22 protein-coding genes and 1 pseudogene are annotated in these 24,695 nt (G+C 61.9%); 14 read left to right on the forward strand and 9 right to left on the reverse strand.

The window, feature by feature from the left end; genetic code table 11:
* The first annotated feature begins 56 nt into the window (after positions 1–56).
* The 3 genes and pseudogenes from APH25_RS10250 (at position 57) to APH25_RS10260 (ending at position 4,371) form a co-directional block, all read left to right on the forward strand.
* Positions 57–2,603 carry an EAL domain-containing protein gene (locus APH25_RS10250; RefSeq protein ID WP_060481827.1) on the forward strand — a complete coding sequence of 849 codons (2,547 nt, stop codon included), beginning with the start codon at positions 57–59 and terminating at the stop codon, positions 2,601–2,603.
* Positions 2,604–2,729: 126 nt separating this feature from the next.
* A pseudogene (locus APH25_RS10255) lies at positions 2,730–3,867 on the forward strand (GGDEF domain-containing protein).
* Between the two features lie 216 nt (positions 3,868–4,083).
* A complete protein-coding gene (locus tag APH25_RS10260; RefSeq protein WP_060481828.1) occupies positions 4,084–4,371 on the forward strand; it encodes a hypothetical protein in 288 nt (95 codons plus the stop codon).
* 47 nt (positions 4,372–4,418) lie between these two features.
* Here APH25_RS10260 and APH25_RS10265 read toward each other — a convergent pair whose 3' ends face one another.
* Complete coding sequence (locus tag APH25_RS10265) at positions 4,419–5,576, reverse strand: mechanosensitive ion channel family protein (protein WP_060481829.1); 1,158 nt, start codon at positions 5,574–5,576, stop codon at positions 4,419–4,421.
* Positions 5,577–5,704: 128 nt separating this feature from the next.
* Complete coding sequence (locus tag APH25_RS10270) at positions 5,705–7,255, reverse strand: sensor histidine kinase (RefSeq protein WP_060481830.1); 1,551 nt, start codon at positions 7,253–7,255, stop codon at positions 5,705–5,707.
* Between the two features lie 291 nt (positions 7,256–7,546).
* Between APH25_RS10270 and APH25_RS10275 the strand changes: the two genes are divergently transcribed.
* Both APH25_RS10275 and APH25_RS10280 read left to right on the forward strand, forming a co-directional pair.
* Positions 7,547–7,771 (forward strand): hypothetical protein, encoded by a 225-nt coding sequence (locus APH25_RS10275; protein WP_028634315.1) that lies wholly within the window; start codon positions 7,547–7,549, stop codon positions 7,769–7,771.
* Positions 7,772–7,829: 58 nt separating this feature from the next.
* Positions 7,830–8,939, forward strand: coding sequence for a Gfo/Idh/MocA family protein (locus tag APH25_RS10280; protein ID WP_060481831.1), 1,110 nt, complete (start codon positions 7,830–7,832; stop codon positions 8,937–8,939).
* 41 nt (positions 8,940–8,980) lie between these two features.
* Here the strand turns inward: APH25_RS10280 and APH25_RS10285 are convergent, their stop codons facing one another.
* Positions 8,981–10,732, reverse strand: coding sequence for a glycoside hydrolase family 15 protein (locus APH25_RS10285; protein WP_256217513.1), 1,752 nt, complete (start codon positions 10,730–10,732; stop codon positions 8,981–8,983).
* 228 nt (positions 10,733–10,960) lie between these two features.
* On the opposite strand from APH25_RS10285, the gene APH25_RS10290 reads away from it, so the two are divergent.
* Positions 10,961–11,245 (forward strand): DUF6555 family protein, encoded by a 285-nt coding sequence (locus APH25_RS10290; protein WP_028634312.1) that lies wholly within the window; start codon positions 10,961–10,963, stop codon positions 11,243–11,245.
* Positions 11,246–11,261: 16 nt separating this feature from the next.
* Here APH25_RS10290 and APH25_RS10295 read toward each other — a convergent pair whose 3' ends face one another.
* On the reverse strand, positions 11,262–11,765 hold the full coding sequence (locus APH25_RS10295; RefSeq protein ID WP_028634311.1) for a CinA family protein: 504 nt from the start codon (positions 11,763–11,765) through the stop codon (positions 11,262–11,264).
* 171 nt (positions 11,766–11,936) lie between these two features.
* Between APH25_RS10295 and APH25_RS10300 the strand changes: the two genes are divergently transcribed.
* The 4 genes from APH25_RS10300 to APH25_RS10310 all read left to right on the forward strand — a co-directional run bounded on the left by APH25_RS10300 (position 11,937) and on the right by APH25_RS10310 (position 15,045).
* Positions 11,937–12,170: a PLDc N-terminal domain-containing protein gene (locus APH25_RS10300; RefSeq protein ID WP_060481929.1), complete on the forward strand. Its 234-nt coding sequence runs from the start codon at positions 11,937–11,939 to the stop codon at positions 12,168–12,170.
* 9 nt (positions 12,171–12,179) lie between these two features.
* Positions 12,180–12,350 (forward strand): hypothetical protein, encoded by a 171-nt coding sequence (locus APH25_RS25650; RefSeq protein ID WP_177331166.1) that lies wholly within the window; start codon positions 12,180–12,182, stop codon positions 12,348–12,350.
* Positions 12,351–12,380: 30 nt separating this feature from the next.
* The gene (locus tag APH25_RS10305) at positions 12,381–12,905 is read left to right on the forward strand and encodes a hypothetical protein (RefSeq protein ID WP_028634309.1); all 525 of its coding nucleotides are present in this window, start codon (positions 12,381–12,383) and stop codon (positions 12,903–12,905) included.
* Positions 12,906–13,014: 109 nt separating this feature from the next.
* Positions 13,015–15,045 (forward strand): PAS domain-containing sensor histidine kinase, encoded by a 2,031-nt coding sequence (locus APH25_RS10310; RefSeq protein ID WP_028634308.1) that lies wholly within the window; start codon positions 13,015–13,017, stop codon positions 15,043–15,045.
* A 52-nt stretch (positions 15,046–15,097) separates the two neighbouring features.
* Here APH25_RS10310 and APH25_RS10315 read toward each other — a convergent pair whose 3' ends face one another.
* The 3 genes from APH25_RS10315 to APH25_RS10325 form a co-directional block, all read right to left on the reverse strand.
* The gene (locus APH25_RS10315; RefSeq protein ID WP_028634307.1) at positions 15,098–16,303 is read right to left on the reverse strand and encodes a zinc-dependent alcohol dehydrogenase; all 1,206 of its coding nucleotides are present in this window, start codon (positions 16,301–16,303) and stop codon (positions 15,098–15,100) included.
* A gap of 82 nt (positions 16,304–16,385) precedes the next feature.
* Positions 16,386–17,564 carry a PAS domain-containing sensor histidine kinase gene (locus APH25_RS10320; RefSeq protein ID WP_060481832.1) on the reverse strand — a complete coding sequence of 393 codons (1,179 nt, stop codon included), beginning with the start codon at positions 17,562–17,564 and terminating at the stop codon, positions 16,386–16,388.
* Positions 17,561–18,370 (reverse strand): alpha/beta fold hydrolase, encoded by an 810-nt coding sequence (locus tag APH25_RS10325; protein ID WP_028634305.1) that lies wholly within the window; start codon positions 18,368–18,370, stop codon positions 17,561–17,563. The genes APH25_RS10320 and APH25_RS10325 overlap by 4 nt, the downstream gene beginning before the upstream one ends.
* Positions 18,371–18,568: 198 nt before the next feature.
* Here APH25_RS10325 and APH25_RS10330 point away from each other — a divergent pair, with 198 nt between their 5' ends.
* A complete protein-coding gene (locus APH25_RS10330; protein ID WP_060481833.1) occupies positions 18,569–20,167 on the forward strand; it encodes a hybrid sensor histidine kinase/response regulator in 1,599 nt (532 codons plus the stop codon).
* A 42-nt stretch (positions 20,168–20,209) separates the two neighbouring features.
* Here the strand turns inward: APH25_RS10330 and APH25_RS10335 are convergent, their stop codons facing one another.
* A complete protein-coding gene (locus APH25_RS10335) occupies positions 20,210–20,617 on the reverse strand; it encodes a response regulator (RefSeq protein ID WP_033728069.1) in 408 nt (135 codons plus the stop codon).
* A gap of 163 nt (positions 20,618–20,780) precedes the next feature.
* The gene (locus APH25_RS10340) at positions 20,781–21,476 is read right to left on the reverse strand and encodes a type 1 glutamine amidotransferase domain-containing protein (RefSeq protein ID WP_060481835.1); all 696 of its coding nucleotides are present in this window, start codon (positions 21,474–21,476) and stop codon (positions 20,781–20,783) included.
* 196 nt (positions 21,477–21,672) lie between these two features.
* On the opposite strand from APH25_RS10340, the gene pstS reads away from it, so the two are divergent.
* The 3 genes from pstS to pstA all read left to right on the forward strand — a co-directional run bounded on the left by pstS (position 21,673) and on the right by pstA (position 24,629).
* A complete protein-coding gene (pstS, locus tag APH25_RS10345; protein WP_028634301.1) occupies positions 21,673–22,704 on the forward strand; it encodes a phosphate ABC transporter substrate-binding protein PstS in 1,032 nt (343 codons plus the stop codon).
* Positions 22,705–22,770: 66 nt separating this feature from the next.
* Positions 22,771–23,736, forward strand: coding sequence for a phosphate ABC transporter permease subunit PstC (pstC, locus tag APH25_RS10350; protein ID WP_028634300.1), 966 nt, complete (start codon positions 22,771–22,773; stop codon positions 23,734–23,736).
* Positions 23,736–24,629 (forward strand): phosphate ABC transporter permease PstA, encoded by an 894-nt coding sequence (gene pstA / locus APH25_RS10355; RefSeq protein ID WP_060481836.1) that lies wholly within the window; start codon positions 23,736–23,738, stop codon positions 24,627–24,629. Before pstC ends, pstA begins: the two co-directional genes overlap by 1 nt.
* Positions 24,630–24,695: the final 66 nt, after the last annotated feature.

Below are 24,695 nucleotides of genomic sequence, written 5' to 3' on the forward strand. Positions count from 1 at the left end.
TCAACGTGATGGGCTGTGAGTCAACCCTGTGGACCTCGGCTAAAGGCGCTCACGGAATGGAAGCAACGTTTGGCAATGATTCGCCGCGCAGTCACGTGGTTCGCCAGCTGATCCTGGCGTTTTCCGGCCTGCTGTTGCTGGCCCTGGTGCTGGGCATGGTGTCGCTGTACCGCATCGCACAGGGGCTGGACGAGCGGGAGCTGGTGCAAAGCCGCTTCCACGCCGAATCTGCGCTGGTGCAGTTGCAGAAAAGCGAACGCAGCTACCTGTGGACCCACGCGGCCTGGCAAGCGGCCTACGACCACCTTGTGGTGGCGGTAGACCCCCATTGGGCGTTCGAGGAAGACAATGTCGGCGCAACGCTGTTTACCGAGGACGGCTACGAGGGCGTATTCGTTCTCGATGACGACGGGACACATTACGCCGTCGTTCGCGGGCGCCTCAGCGATCAGGGCCTGGAGCAGTACAGCGCCAGCAGTGGCCGTATCTTGCAGCAGGCCCGGGAGGCCGTGCAGCGCCAGCAACCGGCGTCCGGTTACCTGGTATTCGCCGGTCAGCCAGCGCTGTTCACGGCCGCAGTCATTCGCCCACCAACGCTCCCTCACCACCTGCCGGCGCCTAAAACCGTGCTGGTGTTCATTCGGGTGCTGGCGCCGGCGGTTCTGGGCCAGCTCGGGCAATCTGTCGGGCTGGCAGAGTTTGCGGTCACTGCCGGTGCCCAGCCGCCAAAAGGCAAAGGGCACCTGCCGCTGGAGGCGAGCGGCCACAGCCTGACCTGGCACATCGAGCAGCCTGGCAGTGCGTTAATCCGCGCGGTGTTTGGCCCCTTGATCGTGGCGGTGCTGATCATCGTCTTGATCATGGCGCTGTTTGCCCGCTATGCCATGCGCACCAGCGCCGGCATCGACCGCAGCCACCGGCAGCTGGCGGCGTCCAAACAGGCGCTCGAGGCCAGTGAGGCGCGCTTCAAGGCTGTGGCCGAAGCGGCCTCCGACTGGATATGGGAAACCGATGCCCAGCAGCACCTGACCTACTTGTCCCCACGGTTTGCCGAGTTGACCGGGCACCCTGCAGAACACTGGTTGCAAAAGCCCGTCAGCAAGCTGTTCGATTGCGAAACCGGGCATGTCGAAACCTGGCTGCATGGCCTGGGCGCCAGCGAAGCCACAGGCAGCTTGCGTTGCCAGTATCACGACCAGGCCGGGCAGCGGCGCGAGTGCCGGGTAGCCGCCAAGGCCATCATCGAACACACGATCTGCAAGGGCTTTCGTGGCACCTGCACCGACATCACCGACGAGGTCACGGCCCACGCCCGTATCCAGCATCTGTCCCAGCACGACCCCCTGACCGGGCTGCCCAACCGCAACAAGTTGTTCCGTTTTCTGGAAGACGCCGGCAAGGCTTCACAGGCGGTGTTGATGCTGGACCTGGACAATTTCAAACCCATCAACGACAGCCTGGGCCACCCGGCAGGGGATGCGGTGCTGATCGAAGTCGCCGCCCGGCTTGGTCAGGTAACCCGGGGCACCGACCTGGTGGCACGCCTGGGGGGCGACAAATTCGTCCTGGTGTTGGCAGGGCCCGGCACACGCGAGGAGGTCGACCGCTTCTGCGCCCGCGTCATCGAGGCGCTGAGGCGGCCGATGGCGATCGACCAGCACCGGGTGCAGGTCGGGGGTAGCCTGGGGGTCGTGCTGTCTGCCGATTACCCTGGCACCCCCAGCGACCTGATTCGCTTCGCCGACGTGGCCCTGTACGGTGCCAAGCAGGCGGGCAAGAACACCTGGCGCTATTTTTCGCCGCAGATGAACACCGCGCTGCTGGACAAACGCGTGCTGGAACAGGAACTGCGCGAGGGCATCCCGCGCGGCGAATTGAGGTTGCATTTTCAGCCACGCTTCAAGGTCGATGGGGTAACCGTCGCCTCCGCCGAAGCGCTGGTGCGCTGGCACCACCCGCGCCTTGGCTTGCTGGCGCCGGACCGCTTCATCCCGTTGGCCGAGGAGTCGGACCTGATCGTGCTGCTGGGCAACTGGGTACTGCATCAGGCCTGCGGTCTGGCCCGAGCCTGGCCGCTGGACATATTGGTTTCGGTCAACATGTCACCTGCCCAGTTCAGCCGCAGCGATGTGGTACGGGACGTTGCCGAAGCGCTGCGCAGCACAGGGCTGCCGGCGCACCGCCTGGAGCTGGAAATCACCGAGAACGTGATGCTCAACGACGTGGAAGGCGCCCTGCACACCATGAATGCGCTGAAGGAGCTGGGCGTACGCCTGAACATGGATGACTTTGGTACGGGTTATTCATCCTTGGGCTACTTGCGTACTTACCCGTTCGACAGCATCAAGATCGACAAGCGCTTCATACAGGCGCTGGGCAAACGCAGCAGCGATCGCAGTGTGGTGCAGGCAATCATCAACCTGGGCAACGCAATGGGCATGACGGTCACGGCCGAAGGGGTGGAAACGCCGGAGCAGCTGGCCATGCTGCGGGACGATCAGTGCCATGAAGTGCAGGGTTTTCTGTTGAGCCGCCCGATCGAGAACGAGGCGTTCGTCCGGTTGATGGCAAATAGCCATGCCAATGCCCCGAAAGGTGCTTAGAATCGCGAAAAACCTTGGCGTGCAACCCGGTGGCCCCCTCTGAAAAGCCATCCAGAGCGCATACAATCGCCGCTTTCATGACCATTCACACGGGCTACACCTTTCATGGCGCTTGATCCACCGACCATGCTCACGATTTCCATCGCCCTGGCTGCGGCGGCGGCGCTTTACCTGGCCATCGAGTGGCGCAGCGTTCGCGAGCAATCATTGCTGTACTGGAGCGCGGGCTTCGCCACCATCACGGTTGGCTGCACCCTCGCCTTGATGCGTGGCATCGGCCTGTTGTTCATTGGTATTTGGTTCGCCAACGGCTTGCTGGTGGTGGCCCACGGGTTGTTTTTGCTAGGGGTGCTGCGCTTTACCCAGGACCGCGTGTCACGGGCATGGCTGGTGATCGTGTTGATCTGGTTCGCGTTGCTGATGCTGCCGGCCGGGCCGGAGTGGTCGAAGGTGATGCTGATGGCCAACTCGTTGCTGGTGGCGTCGCTCACCCTCAAGGCCAGTTCACTGTTGCAGCCCCATGGCCAGTCGCTGAGTGTAGGGGCTGTGCAGTTGCGCTATGTGCTGCTGATTCATGGTTTGTTCTACGTGATCAAGGCCATCATCGCCATTGCGCCAGGAACGTTGATAGACCTGGCCACCTTTGGTGGGCTGATCATCCAGGTCTCGCTGGTGGAGGGGGCCATGGCGATCATGCTGATTGCCTTGTCCATGACCGGTACGGTGCGCTACCGCCGTGAAGAGCGGATTGCCCGGCTGGCGGCGCGGGATCCGCTCACTGCGCTCTACAACCGGCGTGCGCTGGAGGTGAGGGCAGGGCCATTTTTCAAGGATGTAAGCGCCGTGCGGCCTGGGGCTTTGCTGTTGATCGATATCGACAACTTCAAGTTGGTCAATGACCTGCATGGGCACATCGCGGGGGACCGGTTACTGGTGGCCCTGAGCGAGATGATCCGTGCGGTGCTCCCGGAGCGCTCGCTGGCGGCGCGGCTAGGGGGGGATGAGTTCGTCATTTTGCTGAGTGGCGCGAGTAATGAGCAGGTGCTGGAGCTGGGGGGGGATGCTGCGCGAGCGGTTCCAGCAATATGCGAGCGTGACCGTCCCTACAACTGAGGCGGTGACGTTGAGTATCGGGGCCAGTGTGTTCGACCAGGCACCGGTGAGCCTGGCGGCGCTGATCGAGCAGGGTGATGTGGCGCTGTATCAGTCCAAGCGTGGTGGGCGGGACAGCATTCGGTTCGCCGAGCGCCAGGTCCAGGCATAGGCCTGAGCCAGCGTCCCTCTTGCGTTCATAGCGATTGGAGCGTGGATTAACGGGGGCCTTGTAGCCAGCGTAACGGGCGCTGGTGCATAGGCATATCGCGTGCGAGTGCTTCATGCGTTTGGTCTGGATAGCGTGAAAAAAGCCGGCTGAATGCAACGTTGCTCAGTCTTACGTATACACAGGCTTATCTGTGTAGCAGATATGAGGTGTATCACCATGGCTAACAATCAAGACATGCCAGGCACTCAGGGCGGCAAGGCAGACACACATGGCACCGACCAAGACCGTGATCGTAGCCCCGACACTGGCCATCAAGGCGGGCAGATGCCCGGCCCGGACATCACGAAGAACCCCAGACCCGATTCTGACCAAGGTCGTCAGGGTGGGATGGGGACTGGCGCAGGGAATGCCGCAGGCACCGCAGAGATGGATGACGAGGAAACCGGCCGCCAAGGTGGGCACGCCGGGCAGCAAGGTGGCCAGATGAAGGATAATCAGCGCTGAAACTCAGGTGCGCGGCCGAGGCGGCCAGTGCCGCCCCGGCATTCCTGTCACCTGGCGGTGAATGAAGCCGCGCGCTCCCTGTTCCCTGTGTGCGTCTGTTCCCTGTCCCGCACGTTGCCGGATCCTGTCGCCTCCTGCGGCAGCGCAGTCACCTTGATGGCCCGCACAGGTACGGCAAATGCGGCGCCGATGTTGGAGAACTTTTCCAGCAGTTGAAAGTTGATGGCCTGCTGGATGTCCATGTACAGGTTGTAGCCTGGGTCCTTGACGATATACACACACTCGAATTCCAACGCTTCCTTGCCAAACCCGCGCAAGTGAGCACGGTCGAAGCGCACCTGTTGCTGAGCCTTGATCGCCTCTTCCACAATGGTGGGCGCCTGTTTGACCGCCTCGGTCGGGGTGTCGTACGACAGGCCAAATTCGAACACGATGCGACGCTCCTGCAAGCGCTTGTAGTTCTGGATGGTGCTGCCAATCATGTTGGCATTGGCCATGACGATCTGTTCACCGCCCAGGCTGCGGATGCGGGTGGTTTTCAGCCCAACGTGCTCCACAGTGCCCGCCAACGGGCCTATGACGATGAAATCCCCCACTTCGAAGGGCTTGTCCACGGCAATCGACAGTGAGGCGAACAGGTCGCCCAGAATGTTCTGCACGGCCAGCGCAACCGCAATACCGCCCACCCCCAGGCTGGCAACGAACGCGGTAATGTTCACCCCCAGGTTGGACAGCATGGCCAGCAGCACCACCGACCACAGCAACACGCGCGCGCCCCAGGCCGACAGTGTCGCCAGTGCACTGCCCTGGCTGGTGCCGTCGGTGCCGTTGTGCAGGAAGTAGCGGTCCAGGCCCAGGCTGATGGCGCGGTTCACCCACAAGCCGATCTGCAGGGCCGCTACCACGAACCACAGGCTGCCCACCCGGCTAAGCCACCGTTCAGGCAGGTCCAGCATGCTCAGGCCTACCAACAGTGAAGCGAGGAACAGCAAGGAATTGCTGGTGCCCGACAGCACCCTGGCCACAACGTGACTCAGCGCCCCGGAGTGCTCCGACCAGCGCTGGACCCGGCGCAGTAGAAAACTGATTGCCGCCCTCGATACCAGGAAGGTGAGTACGGCGACCGTGATCGCCAGCAGCAAATTGAGTATGGAGATACCGAACAGCGTGGTGTCGGTGAACAGTGTGATGATGCGATCGCTCATGAAAGGCTTGCCTCCTCCTACTGTGGTTTCGACGGCTTCGCGTGCAGCGCGAAATACAGGCCTCGCAGTGCTTGGTCAGAATTCGGTGCGATGGGTTCGATCGAATTGTCGAAAACCGAGGGGCGGGGCTAGAGCTTGAAGCGCACCCGTATCGTGCTGAGCGGGGCTGAAGCATCAATGCGGATGGCTTGCGCGCCATAGCCCGAATAGCTCTTCACCAGCCGCATGCCCAACCCCGTTCCACTGGGTTTCGGGTAGGAATCGGGAAAACCGTCACCTTCATCGGTGACCACGATTGCAGCATCCTTGCCGTCGCGGGTGACGTTGACCGTAATGAGGCCTCGGCCATACTTCAGCGCGTTGGTAACCAGTTCCGAAACTACCAGCCCCAACGGCGCCATCCGTTCTGACGACAGTTGAAATGCCTCGATCTCCAGCTCGATCTTGCGCTCTGCAAAGGCCTTGCCGATATCCCCAACCAGCCCGCTCAAGTACTCCGACGCGCTGACGCCCTCGCAATAGGCATTCTGATAGAGGCGTTCGTGGACGGTTGCGATGGTGAGTACACGGTTGGCTGCGATTTGCAGCTGGGACTGGACGGCTTCTTCGTTCGAGAGGTTGGCCTGCAAAATCAACAGGGTGTTAACCAGGTGCAGGCTGTTTTTAACCCGATGGTGGATTTCCTCCAGGTGTAAACCCTTTTCAGTCAGCTTTACGTTCTGCGCGTCGATCAAGGCCTCTAGCTGGGCTTCCTGCTCGTGGCGTTCCGTGATGTCCCTGGAAACGGCAATGATCTTGTCGATGTGGCCCTGTGGGTCGAGAATGGGGGCCGCTGTCACGTCCCACCACCTCGGTTCGCCCTTGGCGGTTGGGCAGAAGGACTCGAACCGCACAGACTCACCGGCGACAACCCGTGCGAGTGCATTATCCACCACAGGCCTGGAGCCTTCCGGCCACAGGTTTACCCAAGGCTGGCCTGACACGGTGTCCAGGCTGTCAATTTGCATGCGGCACAAGCCTGCTGCGTTGAAAAACTCCACCCTGCCGTCCCTCGAGAGGATCTTGACGCAGTCCGGGCTGGCATTGAGGACGCTCTCTGAGTAGGCCGGGGAGGTTTTTGATTCGAACTGAACAGCAAGGCGCTCGATGGCCATGGAAATGATATTGGCCAGCCCTTCCAGGAAAACGACGTCACTTTCGATGAAATCGTCGCCATCGCGGCTGTCTGCCTCCAAAATGCCGAACGTGCCCGTCACCCCTCGGACGGGAACGTTGATGGCACGTTCAATGCCATAGGCCCTGAGCAATGAGGGGGTTCTGAACCGCAGCTCCTCGCCCAGGTGATTCGAGATGACGGGGCGGTTGGTGGCGAACGCATAACCTGCCGGGCTGGCTTCGTCGGCCCCTACCGTTGCAGTACCAATGTCTGCGGCCTTCCAGCCTACACCATGGGCCAGCACCAACAGCGGTTCGCCAGGCACTGGCCGCAATACCTTTGCGAACGGCGTTTCCATGCCTTTCGCGGCTATTTCACAGGCCTGGTCCAGAAGCTCATCGAGGTCTGTCAGCTTCAGCGACTGCACACCAAAACCGACCACCAGTTCATGCTGTTTGCGTAAGCGTGTGTGGGAGATCTGCAAGGCGGCACGAATGATTTCGTCAGTCGACAATTCGGGCATGGGGTGCATCCGGCATGAGGCAGGTGGGGGAGATAGGCAACAGTTCTTGGCATGGAGGGGTAGGGCACAGCCACATTGCCTGGGCCAGCGCACAACGCAGTGTCCAAATCATGCGGGAATTTACACGCATGACGGCAAAAGTAACAGCACTGCCTGGGGCAAGGCAGACCGAATGCACCGGGTTTCCGCCCAGCGTTGTGCCTGTTCGACACAACCAACTGTTCAGAAAGATAAAACTATCGCGGTTCTCTGCGCTCTTCTGAAAGACACCGCTCATTCTGGAGATGCCCGATGAAAGACAACCACCCCCATGCTGGCGACAAGGTACCGCGTCCACTTTCGTCTGAAGAGGCGCAACAAGGTGAACAGGTGCCAGACCCGATACTCCAGCGCCCCGACCCCGATACCGAGGTGGTCGACAAAGTGATTACCCCAACCTCGATCAAGGAACAGGAAGCGCAAACCGAGGCCATCGAGCGCCGGTTGCAGGATGTGGAAAAAAAGGTGGGCCGGTAGGCGGGCGCTCGGTCCGCAGTATGCCACCCACCTGATCGCGACAACGAGGAGGACTGTCATGCCTGATACACCCAAAAAGATTCGCTACGGCGTGGTTGCCGGCGGTTCTATTTCCCAGGGTGCATTCATGCCGGGTGTCGGCCAGACCGATAACTCGGTGATCACCGCGCTGGTGACGGGTGACCCCGAAAAAGCCCGGCAACTCGGTGAACGGTATGGGCTCCGTACCTATGCCTACGAGGAGTATCCGGCACTGCTGGCGGCCGGCGAAGTCGACGCCCTTTATATCGCAACGCCGAACTTCCGCCACCGCGAGTTCGTGATCCCGGCCCTTGAAGCGGGCATTCACGTACTGCTGGAAAAACCCATGGGTACCAGCGAGGCCGACTGCCAGGCGATGATAGATGCCTCAGCGCGCACAGGCGCCAAGCTGATGGTCGCTTACCGGCTGCACTGCGAACCCGGCACCTTGGACATGATCGAGCGTGTGCACAAAGGCGATTTCGGCGACCCCCGGCTGTTTACCTCGATCTTCACGCAGCGGGTCAAACCCAGTAACCACCGTGCCCAGAATGGCTTTGCCGCAGGGCCAGTGCCAGACATGGGCCCTTACCCGCTGAACATGGTGCGCCAGCTGTTCAACGCCGAGCCCATCGAGGTGGCGGCAATCGGTGTGCAGTCACCGGGCAGCGCTGTGAACACCTGGGACACCGTCACCGTTAGCCTGCGCTTTCCGGACGAACGCCTGGCACAGTTCACGGTGAGCTACACGCTGCCAGACACCGAGCGTTTCCAGTTGCTGGGCAGCAAAGGGGAAATCGAGGCCTCACCGTGCTTCGGCTACGGCGAGGGGGTGGCGATCAGCTACCGAGCGACGATCGACGGCGAAACCCGCGTGCATGTGAACCCGGTCGTAGACCAGTTTGCAGGTGAAACCGCCTACTTCTCCGACTGTATACTGCGCGACCAGGCGCCGGAGCCGGACGGGGTAGAGGGGCTGCGCGACGTGCGCGTGATCGCGGCCATCGAACGGGCATTGCAGACGGGGCAGCCGCAGCAGCTCGAACCTCTGCCGGCTCGCCAGCACGCTCGCCGCCGCGAGCAGCATAGGGCTTTCCCGCTCGCGGAAGTGCCGCCGATGGTGGCTACCGAATCACCCACCGAGTAACCAACGGCCTGCGCGCCAAGCCTGGCGCGCAGGCCGGGCGTTCAACACGGCGGGCGTCGACCGCTTAGCGCCAGAGCTGCGCGCAGTGCCGCCAGATGTGTCAGCCCTTGCGGCAGGTTACCCAGGTAGTTGCCCGAGTCGGGGTCTACCATTTCCGAGTAGATGCCTGCGCCATGGCCAAGGCCTTCCAGCGCGGCGTGAAAAGCCTTTTGCGCTTCAGCCTGATGCCCAAGCAGCACCCAGGCTTCCACCAACCAGAACGAGCAGGCGAGGAAGCAGCCTTCCTCTTCACTGGCCCCGCTGTAGCGATAGTGGAAGGGGCCACTGCCCAGCGATTGCTGTACTGCATGCAGGGTGCTGCGCAGGCGCTCTCGCTGCGGGTAGCCAAAACGCACGGCTAGCGCAATGCCTGCGTCAAGGCGTTCACTGCCGGGGTAAAACACATAAGCCTGTAGCCGCTCGCTCCAGCAATGGCTTTCTACCCACTCCTGGATGCGGCCCCGTTCGCGTACCCAGCGTTCCCGGCAGGTGGTGGGCAGGTGCCCGCCGTCGGCCAGCTCGATGGCGCGGCTTAGGGCCTGCCAGCAACTGATCTTGGACAAGGTGTAGTGCCGTACCTCGTGCAGCTCCCAGATACCGGAATCGGGCTGGCGCCAACAGTCTGCGCAGTCGTCGGCCAGGCGCGCCAGCAGCGCTGCGCTGACGTTGTCGAGGATATTGCCGCATTGAATAAAGCAGCTGGTGGTCTCGAAAATGTCGCCAAACACGCCGTGTTGCAGTTGATTGTGTGCGTCATTGCCCACTACAGGCGGCGATTGCTTGTAACCGGGTAGGTCTATGGAGTGGATGCCGTCACCGACGTGCCCGTCGAGCGTGTAAAAGACACGTGCGCCATGCTCGTCCAGCCGACGCAGCAACCAGGTATAGGCAGCCTTGGCTTCGGGCTGGGCACCAATGCCCAGAAACGCCTCGATGGTGTAACCGGCGTCCCGTATCCAGGCGAAGCGATAATCGTAGTTCTTGAAGCCGCCGATACGCTCTGGCAGCGATGTGGTCGCCGCCGCCATGATCGACCCGCTGGGCGATGACAGCAGCAGTTTCAGCGCCAGCGCATTGCGTACCACTACCGCTTCGTAGGGGCCCTCGTAATCCAGGCCCTGGGACCATTGCCGCCACTCCCTGTCAGAGCCATCTATGCGGGCATCGACCAAGCTCAGCGCAGGCACCACCAGCGGTTCGTCGTAACCGGCGATAAGGCCGAGCACCGTCCGCTGGCCGGCCGTGATCTCCACGGTGCCTCGCACGCCCAGGTCATCCTTGCGCTGTACATCCACCCGGTCATCGTGCAGGAACATGCCCAGAATGTGCCCGGCATGGAATACGCAGCCATTATCGTTGGGCGAAAGATAAGGGCTGACAGTATCGGCCTGGGTGCCGAAATCGATGGACACGTGGAATGCCACCGAGCCTTCGATGCCTTCGATTCGCCTGGCCAGTTCCGCCCAGGGCAGCCGCCCGGCCGGGCCGCTGTTAAGCGACTCAGTCAGCCTGGCCCTGCCGCTGCTGGTGATGTAGTCGGTTTCCAGCACATTGCTGCCCGGCCGGTAGCGCCGCTCAGCTACATAGGGCTGGCTTGGGGTAATGGCAAAGTGGCCCCCGGTGGTCGGCGCCAGCAACCTGTCGAACAAGGGCGGCGAGTCCATGTGCGGCACGCACCACCAATCGATGGAGCCGTCCAGGCCGACCAGGGCCACTGAGCGCCCGTCGCCAAGTGCTGCGTAATGTTCCAGCAAAAGCCAACCCCCGGTATCGCGCTGGGGTTCCCCTTGTTGCGTCAGGCTTTTCGTATCGTCGTCCACAGGCAAGCTCCAACGTCAGTCGTAGTGCTGGGACTAGAGGGTTGCGCGAAGAGTTCTAGGCTTCAGACGCAAAGCTACCGGCATGACCAGTGAGTCAAAATAAATGGAATCTTTTGCTCGGCTGTTCGCTCCATTAGGCTGGGTTTGATGGAGAAGAGTCCAATGGCAGGGCAGCAACTGTATGTGATCGAGTATGAGCTTCACGGGGACTACCGCACGTTCATCATTCGCCTTGAGCGCATGGACAATAGCGAAGCTTGGCATTGGGCCAGTTGCGATGCCGGAGTCGGGATCATTCCCCGGTTTGGGCAGCACACCATCAAGAAAGTCAGCCGCCCGATGGCTGAGCGGTATGGCTTGGCCAATGTGAAATGGCGGTTGTCTGGCACAGGCCCTGAATTTGTGGCGCCTGCGGTGGATATGAAAAAGTTTGCTGTTAGCAAATGAGGGTTGTCGGTGCGGGTTACGCGCGTTCGCCGCGTAACCAGCGCTGATGATAGTGGGCAAGGTGTGAAAGGCCATAGACGGCCCCCTGTTGCATCACGTCGCCCCGTTGGCCAAAAAAGCGTTGCGTGCGGGTGAACACTGCTGTGGGGTGGCCTGCGAATGCCCAGGCGAAGCAGAGGGTACCGGGCGCTATGCTGCCTTGGGCGTCGGGCCCTGCAACCCCGGTAGTGGCAATGGCCACCGAGGCCTGGCTGTCTTTGAGTGCACCCAACGCCATTTCCCAGGCGACCGCTTCACTGGTCAGGCCGTAGCGCTCGATGGTGACGGGGCTTACACCGAGCAGCCGTTGCTTGGCGGCTGGCGAGTACACCACATACCCGCTTTCCAGCACAGCGCCGGTGCCTGGAATGCTGGCTAACGCAGCGATCATGGCGCCGGCTGTGCAGGATTCGGCTGTGGTCAGCACAAGGTCATGGGCTTCGAGGTAATCGAACGCTTGCGCGATGACGTTGTTTGGCATGAACGCATACTCGTTGTGCTCTTCAGGGGTGGACGTTTTGCAAGCGGGTTTGGTTCAGCGCATCCACGCCCACCCGTCCACCTTCGAGAAGCCGGGCTGAACTTCGTGGTAGGCATGGGCTTCCTCTGCATAGGAGGTCGGGATCGCTGGCCGCCAACTGAGGGCGTGATCATGATAGAGCCTGTGACGTACTTCTGGATTGCCGTGGCGGTGATCATTCTTCTGGTGGACCTGTGGGCCATCGTCAGCGTGTTTCGCAGTGACAAGGCAGACACCACCAAGGCGCTGTGGGCACTCGTGCTGCTGGCGCTCCCGGTTATCGGCCTGGGGATATGGGGTGTGTGGGGGCCGCGTGGCATCAAGCGCGGCACCGGGCCCTTTTCGCCGGAACACAGCAAAGGTTAAGGTGGCAGTATGAGCAAGCTACGTGACGAACAACGCAAGGGCGCTGACCTGGCCAAAACCGACGGTGAGCAGGAGCGCGACAACGATGCTCACCGCCCTGAGGGTTCGACCGGTACCTCGCAAGACTCAACAGCGCAGAAAGCCGCCCGGGAAGCACCCCGGAAAGGACGTGAACAGTAATGAGTCGCCAGCACACCAAGGAGCTGTAACGTGCCACGTATTATCACCCCGGCTACGCCTGAGACGGATCTGGAGGAGCAAAGCGCACGCATGTTCGGCTCCCCCAAGGAGCGGCTGGATTTTTACCGGCAGGAAATCCAGTACGAAACCAGTATCCTGGCCAACCGCACGGATGCGTACCTGGCGGCTCAGTCATTTCTGGTCATCGCGTTCGTCTCGGCCATGGGCAACCTGAATGAAAGCTGGGGTGAGATGTTTACCCTGGTCGTTCCTCCGTTTCTGGCACTGCTCGGTGTGCTCAGCTCACTTAATGCGTGGCCGGGTATTCGCGCAGCGTTCAAGATCATCGAACACTGGCAGCTCAAGCAAAGCCATTTACTGCGCAGCGAGCCCATGATGGGCCTGGCCTACGATGAGTCTCCACTGTTCAGTGAGGCGGAAACTTCCCGAGCCGGGCATCGTAAATCGCTGTTGTTCTCACTGCGTACACCGTGGATTTTCCTCGCCTGCTGGGTACTGCTGGGCGCATACGCCCTGTTTATTCAGCTGGCGTAGTGCCAAACCCTTTTCAAGCCCCGTGTGTCGTGCCCATCATGTGCACCTGCAGCACGCGGGCCCTGGCGCCCTGGCTGTGCTGACCCATCACGATGTTCGAGGTCGACTCATGGAACAACAACCCGCTGGCAGCGCTGCCAGTGGCCAGGATGACGCTGCTCAGACGGCCGAGCGGCTGCAGCTTGCGCTTAGCGCGGGCGCGATCATCGGCACCTGGGTGTGGGACATCCCCAACGACCGGGTAACCGCTGACGAGCGCTTTTCCCATTCGTTCGGCTTGCCACTGGCCAAATGCCTGGCGGGTATGCCGTTGGTCGAGGCATTCGACTCCATCTACCCCGAAGACCGTGAGCATGTGGCCGATGCCATTCAGGCCGCCATGGCCTGTGGCGGTGCGTTTCGCTGCGAGTACCGCGTTCGTCATGACGATGGTTGCTACCGCTGGGTAGAGGCCAGCGGGCGGGTTGAGTTGAACGGGGAGGGGGCGCCGGTGCGCTTCCCGGGTGTGCTGATGAACATCGAGTCACGCCGCGCCGCCCAGGCAGAGCGCGACCGGGTCATGGCCATGTTGCGCACCTTCACGGCTGCGGTGCCGGGTGTGGTCTATGCCAAGGACCGCCAGGGGCGGATGCTGGTAGCCAACCACGGCACCACGGTGCTGATCGGCAAGCCACCTGAGTACTACATCGGCAAGACCGACCTGGAGTTCCTCGAAGACAAGCAGCAGGCGCAGCAGGTGATGGAAACCGATCAGCGCGTCATGGCAGCCGGCAAGGCCGTGGAGGTCGAGGAGCGCGTGGATATGCCAGACGGCTCTGCCACCTACTGGCTGTCGTTGAAAGCGCCCTTGCTCGGCGACGATGGCGAAGTGATCGGGCTGATTGGTTCGTCCATTGATGTCACGGCCCGCAAGCAGGCCGAGGCCCAGTTGCTGGAACTCAACCGCACGCTCGAAGCACGCATCAGCCAGGCGGTGGCCGAGCGTGAGGAAGCTGAAGCAGCCCTGCGCCAGGCGCAGAAGATGGAGGCGGTGGGGCAGTTGACGGGCGGGATCGCCCATGACTTCAACAACCTGCTGGCAGGTATTTCGGGAAGCCTCGACCTGATCCGCGCGCGGTTGGGGCAAGGGCGTATGGACGATGTCGAGCGTTACCTGACCGTGGCCCATGGTGCTACCCGCAAGGCGGCGGCACTGACTCACCGGCTGCTGGCATTCGCCCGCAGGCAAACGTTGCTGCCGGTAGAAACCGATGTACATGCATTGATTGGTGGTATGGAGGAGTTGATCCGCCGTACCGTGGGGCCTTCGATCACGCTTGAGGTGCGCCTTGAGGCCTTGGCCAGCACTTGCCTGGTGGACCCGGCCCAGCTTGAGAACGTACTGGTCAACTTGTGTATCAATGCCCGTGACGCACTCGCTGGCGCGGGTTGTATCAGTATTCACACTGAAGACCAGCATCTAGATGACGGTGCCGACCCTGAGTTGCAGGCTGGCGACTACCTGTGCATCTGCGTGGCCGATGGGGGTACGGGCATGGCCCCGGACACCCTGGCCAAGGCCTTCGAACCGTTCTTCACCACCAAGCCCGTAGGGGCGGGTACGGGCTTGGGCCTGTCGATGGTGTATGGCTTTGCCAAACAGAGTGGCGGGCAGGTGCGCATCGAGTCCACCGAGGGGGTGGGTACCCGGGTTTACCTGCAGTTGCCCAGCCATGGGGAGCCGCGCCATGTGGCTACAGCACCGCCGCCCAGCGCCACCAGCCACCGCGCAGTGCCCGGGCACACGGCGCTGGTGGTGGATGATGAAGCTTCGGTGCGCATGTATGTGAGCGAGATCCTCAATGGGCTGGGGTATGTGGTCATCGAAGCAGCCGACAGCCTGGCAGGTTTGCAGTTGCTGCGCTCTGACACGCGCATCGATGTGCTGATCACGGACGTGGGCCTGCCGGGTGGGCTGGATGGCAGAAAAATGGTCGAAGCAGCCCGGGCTGCCCGGCCAGGGTTGCCGGTGTTGTTCATGACTGGCTATGCGCCGACCGAGCCTTCAACTGTCGGCTGGCCGGGGGAGGCGGGGGCGGTGTTGAGCAAGCCGTTCACGCTTGATGCGCTGATCAAGGCGCTCAACACCCTCAGCCTGTAGTTTCTGGTGATGGTTGGGGCCGATAGGCGGCCCCGGTCAGTCAACCCTGCGATCAAGCCGACATGCCGCTCACCGATGCGCTCGCCGCCGCACCAGGTACCAGAATCACCTTGCGGCAATCGTCTTTTTTCTGGTCGAACAGTTTGTACGCCAGGGTGGCTTCTTCGAGCGCCATGCGGTGGGTAACGATCTGTTCGGGCTGCAACCGGCCCGCCTCGATGTACTCGAGCAACTGCGGCAGGTATTTGTGCACGTGGGTCTGGCCCATCTTGAAGGTAAGGCCTTTTTCGAATGCGTCGCCGAACATGAAGCCGTGGATGAACCCCGCATACACGCCTGGCACGCTCACCACCCCACCTCGGCGCACGGCAGCAATGCACTGGCGCAAGGCCTTGCCGTTGCTGCCCTCGATCTTGAGGGTGGTCAGTACCGCCTCGGCAGTGCTGCCTTTGGCTTCGAAGCCCACCGCATCAATGGCCGCGTCGACGCCGCGCTTGCCTGGGGTAAGGCGGATGATGCTGTCTGCCGGGTCATCATCCTGTTCGTAGTTGATCGGCACCACACCGTAGGCATCGCGGGCGAACGCCAGGCGGTAGTCGTTGTGATCCACCATGAAGATGGTCTGGGCGCCCAGCATGCGGGCACAGGCCGCGCTCAGCAGCCCCACAGGCCCGGCCCCGTAGATGGCCACTGTCGAGCCCTGGCTTACCTCGGCATTGGTCACAGCCTGCCAGGCCGTCGGCAGGATGTCGGAGAGGAACAGCACCTTGTCGTCCGGCAACGCCGTGGGCACCTTGAACGGCCCCACATTGGCCTTGGGTACCCGCACGTAATCCGCCTGGCCGCCCGGTATGCCGCCATACAGGTGGCTGTAGCCAAACAGGGCTGCCCCTGGCGGGATCACTTTTTTATTGATGATGGCGCCGCGCCCGGTATTGGTGGTTTCGCAGGCGGCAAACAGGTCGTGCTGGCAGAAGAAGCAGTTGCCACAGGCAATCACGAAGGGGATGACTACCCGATCCCCGACCTTCAGGTCTGTAACGCCGGGGCCTGCCTCTTCGACGATACCCATGAATTCATGGCCGAAGATATCGCCCGGTTCGGTCTGCGGAATCCTGCCGTGGTAAAGGTGCAGGTCCGACCCGCAGATGGCCGTGGCAGTCACGCGCAAGATGACGTCGTCATCGGCCTGGAGCGTTGGGTCTGGAACCGTATCGACCCGGACATCCTGCGCGCCGTGGAAGGTCAGTGCTCTCATGGTTCAGCTCCTGCAAGGTCGGTTGTGCAGTTCAGGGTTAACCACGGCGTGAGTATAGTTCAGCTCCCGGCGCGCACCGGCCTCAGCAGGCACCTGCCCCGACTGGCAGGCGGATGGTGAAGGTGGTGCCGTACACCGCGTCGGAACTGACGGTGACAGCGCCCCCATGCGCCTGGGTGATCTCGCTGACGATGAACAGGCCCAGGCCGATGGAGCGCACCGGGTCGCGGTGGCTGCTGGCGCGCGTCATCGGGGCGAACAGCGTTGGCAGCGAACGCTCGGGGATGCAGGGGCCATGGTTGTGCACGGCGATCACGGCGGCGTGGGGCTGCAGGTCGGTGGTCAGGGTGATGGGGTGGGCGAGGTCCCCGTACGCCACGCTGTTGGCAACCAGGTTGCCAATCATCTGCTGCAGCCGATCACCGTCGATGTCCAGCTCGCCATGGCCGCGGGACAGGTGGCGGATGTGGGCGTGGGTAAAGGCCACGCGCAACTCGTTGACGCTTTGATCCACGGTTCTTGGCAGGTCCGTAGGGCTGCGCCGGATGGTGATGCCTTCGCCGATCCGCACCGAGGCGAAGTCGAGCAGGTCGGCAATCATGCGCCGCGCCCGTTCCGAAGAATGGCTGATGCTGCTCAGCAGGCGCCGCTCCTTTTCCCGGTGCTCGCCGCGCTCCAGCAACTGGGTGGCCATCTTGATCGCCGTCAGCGGGTTTTTCAGGTCGTGGCTGGCGATCGCCACCATCTGTTCGGCAAAGGCCGCGCGCCGCTGGGCATCATGGTAGGCGTCGGCAAGCTCCTGTTTGGCGTGTTGCAGCGCCGCTTCCGCTTCAGTGGTCTGGGCCAGCAACTGTTCGGCCCGGCGCCGCGCAGCCAGCAGTTCACGTTCATAGCGGTCACGCTCGATGGTGCCGAACAGGGCCATTTCGTGGAATACGCCATGGGCGTGCTCGCGCCGTACCCCATTGAGCAACATGGTGATGACATGGCCGTCGCGGTGCAGCACTTCAAGTTTCACCTCCGCCACGGAGCCCTGCATTTTCATCAACGGTGCCCAGTGGGTCTGGTGAAAAATGCGCCCGCCCATGGTCAACAGCTCTTGAAACCTGCGCTGCAACAAGGTTTCCAGCGAGTGCCCCAGCCAGTTGCAGAAGGTCTGGTTGGCCCGCACGATAATACCGGCTTCGGTAGTGACGACCAGGCCGCAGGGGGCGCCTTCGTACAGCTGCTCTACCAGCGGCAGGGCGTCTTCGGGGGTCATTGGCCGAGCGCCCAGGGCTGCAAGAACGCGTCCATGGCCTCGGAGCAGGCAGTGGGTGCGCTCATGTGCGGGCAGTGGCCGATGTTCTCGATCAGGCACAGCGTACTGTTGGGCATGACCGCATGCAGATACTCACCCACCGAAACGGGGGCGATCAGGTCATCGTGGGACTGCAGGATCAGTACCGGTGTGGCCAGGCCGGCAATGTCCTGGCGGTTGTCCGACAGGAACGTGACGCGGGCGAAGTGCCCGGCAATTTCAGGGTCGGTACGGCAGAAGCTGTTGGTGAGCTCAACGCCCAGCGCCGGCTGCCCGGGTGCCCCCATGATCACGGGCGCCATGGTGCTGGACCAACCCAGGTAATTGCTGTCGAGGGTGTCGAGCAGGCTCTGGATATCGGCCTGCTTGAAGCCCCCTATGTAGTCGCCGTCATCGATGTAGCAAGGGGACGGCCCGACCATAACATGGGCAGCGATGCGCCCTGGCTGCTTGCGGTCGGCCAGGGCGCCGATCATTGCGCTGACCGAATGGCCGACCACGATCACCGGGCCTTCGGCGAAGGCATCGATTATCTCGTTGAGGTCCTGGGCGTAGCCCAGCAGCGAGTCGTATTTGCGGCGGTCGTAGGCGGTGAGGTCCGATTGCCCGGCGCCTACCAAGTCGTAGGTCACCAGCCTGAAGCGCCCGTGAAAGTGGGGCAGCAGGTACTTCCACATGGACTGGTCGCAGCCGAAACCGTGGGAAAACACCAGGGTGGCTGGGCCGCTACCGGTGACCTGTACGTTGTTACGCAGCGATAGATTCATGAGATTCCACGGGCAGCAGCATCCTGCTTGTTAGGTGCGGGGCCTGGCAGTTCATTGTGCAGGATAGGCCAGGCGTGAACGAGTCGACAGTGGGTGTTCGGCATAAGTTTCGTAAACGGTGAACGCCGAATGAGCAACTTGGGCTGCGCCGTTGTCAAGAGTTGACGATTTGCACCACTGTTCATTCAGGAGAGTCCCGTGACGGACAAGAAGGCACGCGTCAGCAATCAGGCTTCCGGGGATATCTCCAAGCTGCCGCACGACATGTTTTTCGCGGCGGTGCAAACCACGCGCATGCCGATGATCGTGACTGACCCCAACCGCGAGGACAACCCGATCATCTTTGCCAACCGCGCCTTTCTGGAGATGACCGGCTATGCCAGCAGCGAGATCCTGGGGCGCAATTGCCGTTTTCTGCAGGGCGCCGAAACCGAAGTGGCGGTGGTGGATGCCATCCGCGACGCCATCAGCCGCCGGGTCGATATCGCCACGGAAGTGCTCAACTACCGCAAGGATGGCTCGAGCTTCTGGAATGCCTTGTTCATTTCGCCCATTTTCAACGAACGGGGTGACCTGATTTATTTCTTCGCCTCGCAGCTGGATGTGAGCCGTCGGCGCGATGCCGAGGACGCCCTGCGCCAAGCGCAGAAGATGGAAGCCCTCGGCCAGCTCACTGGCGGTATCGCCCATGACTTCAACAACCTGCTGCAGGTCATGGGCGGCTACATGGGCCTGGTTGCCAACGAGACCGACAAGGCCCAGCCCGACCTGAGCCGCATTCGCCGCAGTGTCGGCCACGCGCAAACCGCCGTGGACCGGGCCAGCACGCTGACCAAACAATTGCTGGCATTCGCCCGCAAACAGAAGTTGCACGGCAGGGTGCTTAACCTCAACCACCTCATTGATGACGTCCGCCCCATCATCGAGCGCACCTTCGGCGGCGAGGTGACGGTGGATTACGACCTGGATCCGCAACTGCGCAATTGCCGTATCGATGGCACCCAGGCCGAGGTCGCGCTGCTGAATATCTTCATGAATGCGCGGGACGCCCTGATCGGCCGCAAACGGCCCCACCTGTTCATCGAAACCCGCAATATCCAGGTGAGCGATATCAACCAGTCCTTTGATGGGCTGTTGCCCGGCAGCTATGTCAGCATCTCGATTACCGACAATGGTATCGGGATGCCAGCCAGCATCCGCGACCGGGTGATGGACCCGTTCTTCACCACCAAGGAGGAGGGCAAAGGCTCCGGGCTGGGGCTGTCGATGGTGTATGGGTTTGCCAGGCAGTCAGGGGGCGCTGCGCGTATCTATACCGAAGAAGGCGAAGGCACTACGTTGCGCTTGTATTTCCCGGTGGATGAAGCAAGCCCGGTGCAGGAAAAACCCGTAAAACTTGCGGAGCGCAGCTCGGGCACAGAGCGCATTTTGATTGTCGAGGACCGCCCGGACGTCGCCGAATTGGCCAAGATGGTGCTGGAAAACTATGGCTATGACGCAGACATGGTGCTTAACGCGCGCGAGGCGCTGAAGCTCATCCAGGCGGGTGAACGCTACGACCTGCTGTTCACCGACCTCATCATGCCGGGTGGCATGAACGGCGTGATGCTGGCGCGGGAAGTGCGCCGCCTGCAGCCGCAGATAAAGGTGCTGCTGACTACGGGTTACGCAGAGAACTCGATCGAACGCACGGATATCGGCGGGTCGGAATTTGATGTGATTTCCAAACCCTGCCAACCACATGATTTGGCAAGGCGGGTCAGGCAGGTGCTGGACGGGCCAACGGGGATCGCCTGAGAACCCCATCAGCGCCCTGAATATCAGGGCGCTGATACGGCATCACCTCAGTGGCTGTGCCAGCGGTTTTGCGGAGCGCGATAACTGATCGCTGACCACGCCAATGAAATGATCAAGCGTCCACGGCTTGGGCAGGAACACGGCACCCAATGGCAGCGCCTGGCTGGAGGGGTCGTGATAGCCACTCATGACCACGATACGCGTGTCCGGCTGTTGCTTGCCGACCTGGCGCGCCAGCTCCAGCCCGTCGACGGTCCCGGGGGTACGTACGTCGGTCAGCAGCATCGAGAAGGAGGAATGCGAGGTCATTTCCAGGCCCTCCTGCGCGGTTTCAACGCTGGTGACCGTGGCGCCCAGGTCTTCAAGTGCGATGGCAATCAGTTCGCGAATGATGGGTTCGTCCTCCACCAGCAGGACAGTCGGACATCTTGGAAGTTCGCACACTTTCATGGCAGTACTCAGGCTAGGCGCACTCAGGTTTTAGAGGGGACATCCGTGTGGGCTCGCAAGGTAACGCGCGAGCGATAACTGTGCGCTACCCGTCTGACCACCGCCCCTGAGCAATAATTCCGTAAACGTTTGCTCAAAGGGCGGAAGTGGCAGGGCTGGGCGGTCAGGCGCCAGGTTCCTGTGCCAGCCGGGCAAGCAGCGCCTCGGCTGCGGCTTCGGAGGAAGCGGGGTTTTGGCCCGTTATCAAATGCCCATCCTCGACCACATGGCTGGACCAGTCAGCCCCCTTGGAGTAGGCACCGCCTTTGGCCTTGAGCATGTCTTCGACCAGGAACGGCACCACATCGGTAAGCCCTACAGCCGCTTCTTCGCTGTTGGTGAAGCCTGTAACCTGCTTGCCTTTCACAGCAGGGTGCCCGTCAGGTGCCTTGACGTTCTTCAGCACCCCGGGTGCGTGGCACACGGCGGCAATCGGCTTGTTGGCTGCATAGAATGCCTGCAGCAGGGTGATCGAGTGCTTGTCTTCGGCCAGGTCCCACAATGGCCCATGGCCGCCTGGGTAGAACACGGCATCGAAGTGGTAGGGGTCCACCTGGTCCAGGGGCACGGTATCAGCCAGGGCCGCCTGCCCCTCGGCGTCGCTGGCAAAGCGCCGGGTGGCATCAGTCTGGGCATCGGCCTCGTCGCTCTTAGGGTCCAGGGGTGGCTGGCCGCCTTTGGGCGAAGCAAGGGTCACATCGGCGCCATTGTCGATGAAGACATAATAAGGAGCGGCGAACTCCTCCAGCCAGAAGCCGGTTTTCTTGCCGGTGTTACCCAGTTGATCATGGGATGTCAGCACCATCAGGATTTTCTTCATGCAGGGCTTCCTCCAGGTAAGGGCGCGCAGCGCCAAACGCGCTGCCTGAAGAGTGGGAGTTCGGTGCGCCGGCAGCGTTCCATCGGTGTGCCCAGGCCCTCGCCGGTGCCTTGGCTAGCGGGGTGCCACCGGATGGTCACAAAGCTGTAACACAGCTGATGCAAAGTGTGCCGGCCATCACACGGAGCGCTTTTCCATGATACGCCTGATGAAGTCTGCTGCACTCGCCGTTGCGGTCTCCCTTTGCGCCACCTCGGCATCCATCGCCGCAGAAAACGTCCGCCTGACCGGTTCCGGCGCCAGTTTCCCTGCACCGATCTACCTGACCTGGTTCAAGGACTTCAGCAAGAAGACCGCGGGTGTCACCGTTGATTACCAATCCAAGGGTAGCGGCGCAGGCGTTCAGGACTTCCTGAACAAGACCGTCGATTTCGCTGCCAGCGACTCGGCCATGAGCGAAGCGGACATCGCCAAAGTAGGCGAGGGCGTGCAACTGCTGCCCATGACTGCCGGCGAAATCGTTCTGGCCTACAACCTGCCAGGCAACCCCAAGGGCCTGAAACTGCCACGTGATGTGTATTCGAACATCTTCCTGGGCAAGATCACCCAGTGGAACGACCCACAGATCGCTGCGGCCAACCCTGACCTGAAACTGCCAGCCACGCCGATCACCGTGGTGGTACGTGCCGACTCCAGCGGCACTACCGCCGTCTTTACCAAGCACCTGTCGGCCATCAACCCAGACTTCAAGCAGGGGTTGGGTGAGGGCAACACCGTCAACTGGCCTGCCACCGACAAGTTCATCAAATCGCCTAAAAACGATGGTGTAACCGCCACCGTTCGCCAGACCCCAGGCGCCATCGGCTACATCGAGTACGGCTTCGCCAAGCTGGCCAAGGTGGACTTCGCCCAGCTGCAGAACAAGGCCGGCCAGTATGTGGTACCGACCGCCGAGAGCGGTGCAGAAGCCCTGGCTGCCGTGAACATGCCGGAAAACCTCGTGGCCTGGCTGCCCGACCCGGATGGCGCCAAGTCCTACCCGATCACCTCGTACACCTGGATGATCTTCCGCAAGGACAACGGCAACCCGGCCAAGGCCAAGGCCATGCGTGAAATGGTCGAGTACAGCCTGACCGAAGGGCAGAAGATCGCCGACTCCATGGGCTACATCCCGTTGCCACCGTCGGTTGTCGAGCAAGTGCGTAAAGCGTCCGCCAACATCCAGTAACACCCAGGCGCTCCCGGCGTGCGTGTACCGCGCCGGGGGTGTTGCACCCTGTCCCGGAACCTGCCAATGAACACACCCTTTGCCATACCGGATAACCCAGACTCCGCGTGCCAGCCACCGTCGACAAAAGACTTTCTGGTGGACCGCACCTTCCGCGCGCTCGCCCGTATTGGCGTGGTGCTGGTGCTGGCGCTGGTCTTCGCGCTGGTTTATGAAGTGGGCCGCAAGGCATTGCCCGGCATCGAAAAGCACGGTTTCGACGTGCTGTTCGGCAGTGTCTGGGACGTCAACCAAGGCAAGTACGGCATTCTTCCTGCCATTTGGGGCACGCTCTACAGCGCCCTGATTGCATTGCTGATCGCAGGCTTCTTCGGCGTCAGCATGGCTATTTTCCTGACCCAGGACTTTCTTCCTGCCAGGCTGGCGGCGGTGTTTCGCACCATCGTCGAGCTGCTGGCTGCCATCCCCAGCGTGGTCTATGGCCTGTGGGGCATCTACGTGGTCATCCCGGCTATCCGCCCGCTCACGGCGTGGCTGAACAGCGAGCTGGGCTGGATCCCCTTCTTCGGTACTTCACTGAGCGGCCCTGGCCTGCTGCCAGCGGCGCTGGTACTGGCAATCATGATTCTGCCGACCATCGCGGCGGTGTCCCAGGACGCGCTGACCAGCGTACCGATGAAGACCAAGCAGGCCGCCTACGGCATGGGTACCACCCATTGGGAAGCGATCCTCAAGGTGATGGTGCCCTCCGCTGCAACTGGCATCTTCGGCTCCCTGGTGCTCGGCCTGGGCCGCGCCCTGGGGGAAACCATGGCACTGGCCATGCTGGTGGGCAACGCCAACACCATTTCCCTGTCGCTGTTCGCCCCGGCCAATACCCTGGCTGCACTGTTGGCGCTGAACTTCCCGGAGGCTGGCCCCAACGAGGTGGAAGTGCTGATGTACGCCGCCCTGGTGCTGATGTTCATCACCCTGCTGGTGAACGTGCTCGGCTCGATGATCATGCTCTACGCCCAGCGGGGTAATAAATGATGACTGACCTCTCGACCCCTGTTGCCGCGCTGCCCAGCCTGCAGCGCAAGCTCGAAGGCCGCGCCCTGCGCAGCGTGCTGCTGACCAGCCTGGCATGGTTCGCCGCCCTGGTGGCCAGCGTGCCGCTGATTTCGGTGCTGTACATGCTGATCACCCGCGGCGGTGCGCGGCTCAACCTCGAAGTGTTCACCGAGTTGCCGCCCACCGGCTTCGAAATGGGCGGCGGGTTCGGCAACGCCATGGCCGGTACCTTTGTCATGGTCGGCATTGCGGCCGCCATCGCAGTACCGGTGGGTATCCTGGCTGCGGTGTTCCTCGCCGAACTGGGCCCTGACAGCAAGCTGGCCAACGCGGCACGCTTCGCGGCCAAGATGCTTACCGGCCTGCCGTCGATCTTGGCGGGTGTGTTCGCCTACGCCCTGGTGGTGATGACCACGGGCACCTACTCGGCCCCGGCCGGTGGTGTGGCGCTGGCGGTACTGATGCTGCCCATCGTGGTGCTCACCGCCGAAGAAGCGATGAAGATGGTACCGAAGATCATGAAAGGCGCTGCCTACGGCATGGGCTGCACCCGTGCCCAGGTCATCTGGAAAATCGTGCTGCCCACCGGGCTGCCGGCCATCCTGACCGGCGTCATGCTGGCCGTGGCACGGGCCGCGGGCGAAACCGCACCGCTGCTGTTCACCGCGCTGTTCAGCAACTACTGGATCTACCACGACGGCAGCCTGGCGGTGATGAACCCGACTGCATCGTTGGCCGTGCTCATTTACAACTTCTCCGGCATGCCGTTCGACAACCAGCTCGAGCTCGCCTGGGCGGCCTCGCTGGTACTGGTGATGATCGTGCTGGTAATCAACATTCTTAGCCGAGTTTTCGGCAAGCCCAAGTATTGAGAAAGGGAGCATTCGACCGTGAACGTATCCACCGCCCAAAGAGCCGCTCCCTTGGCCAGCGAAGCC

The organism is Pseudomonas sp. NBRC 111119 (assembly GCF_001320125.1).
Classification (GTDB): domain Bacteria; phylum Pseudomonadota; class Gammaproteobacteria; order Pseudomonadales; family Pseudomonadaceae; genus Aquipseudomonas; species Aquipseudomonas parafulva.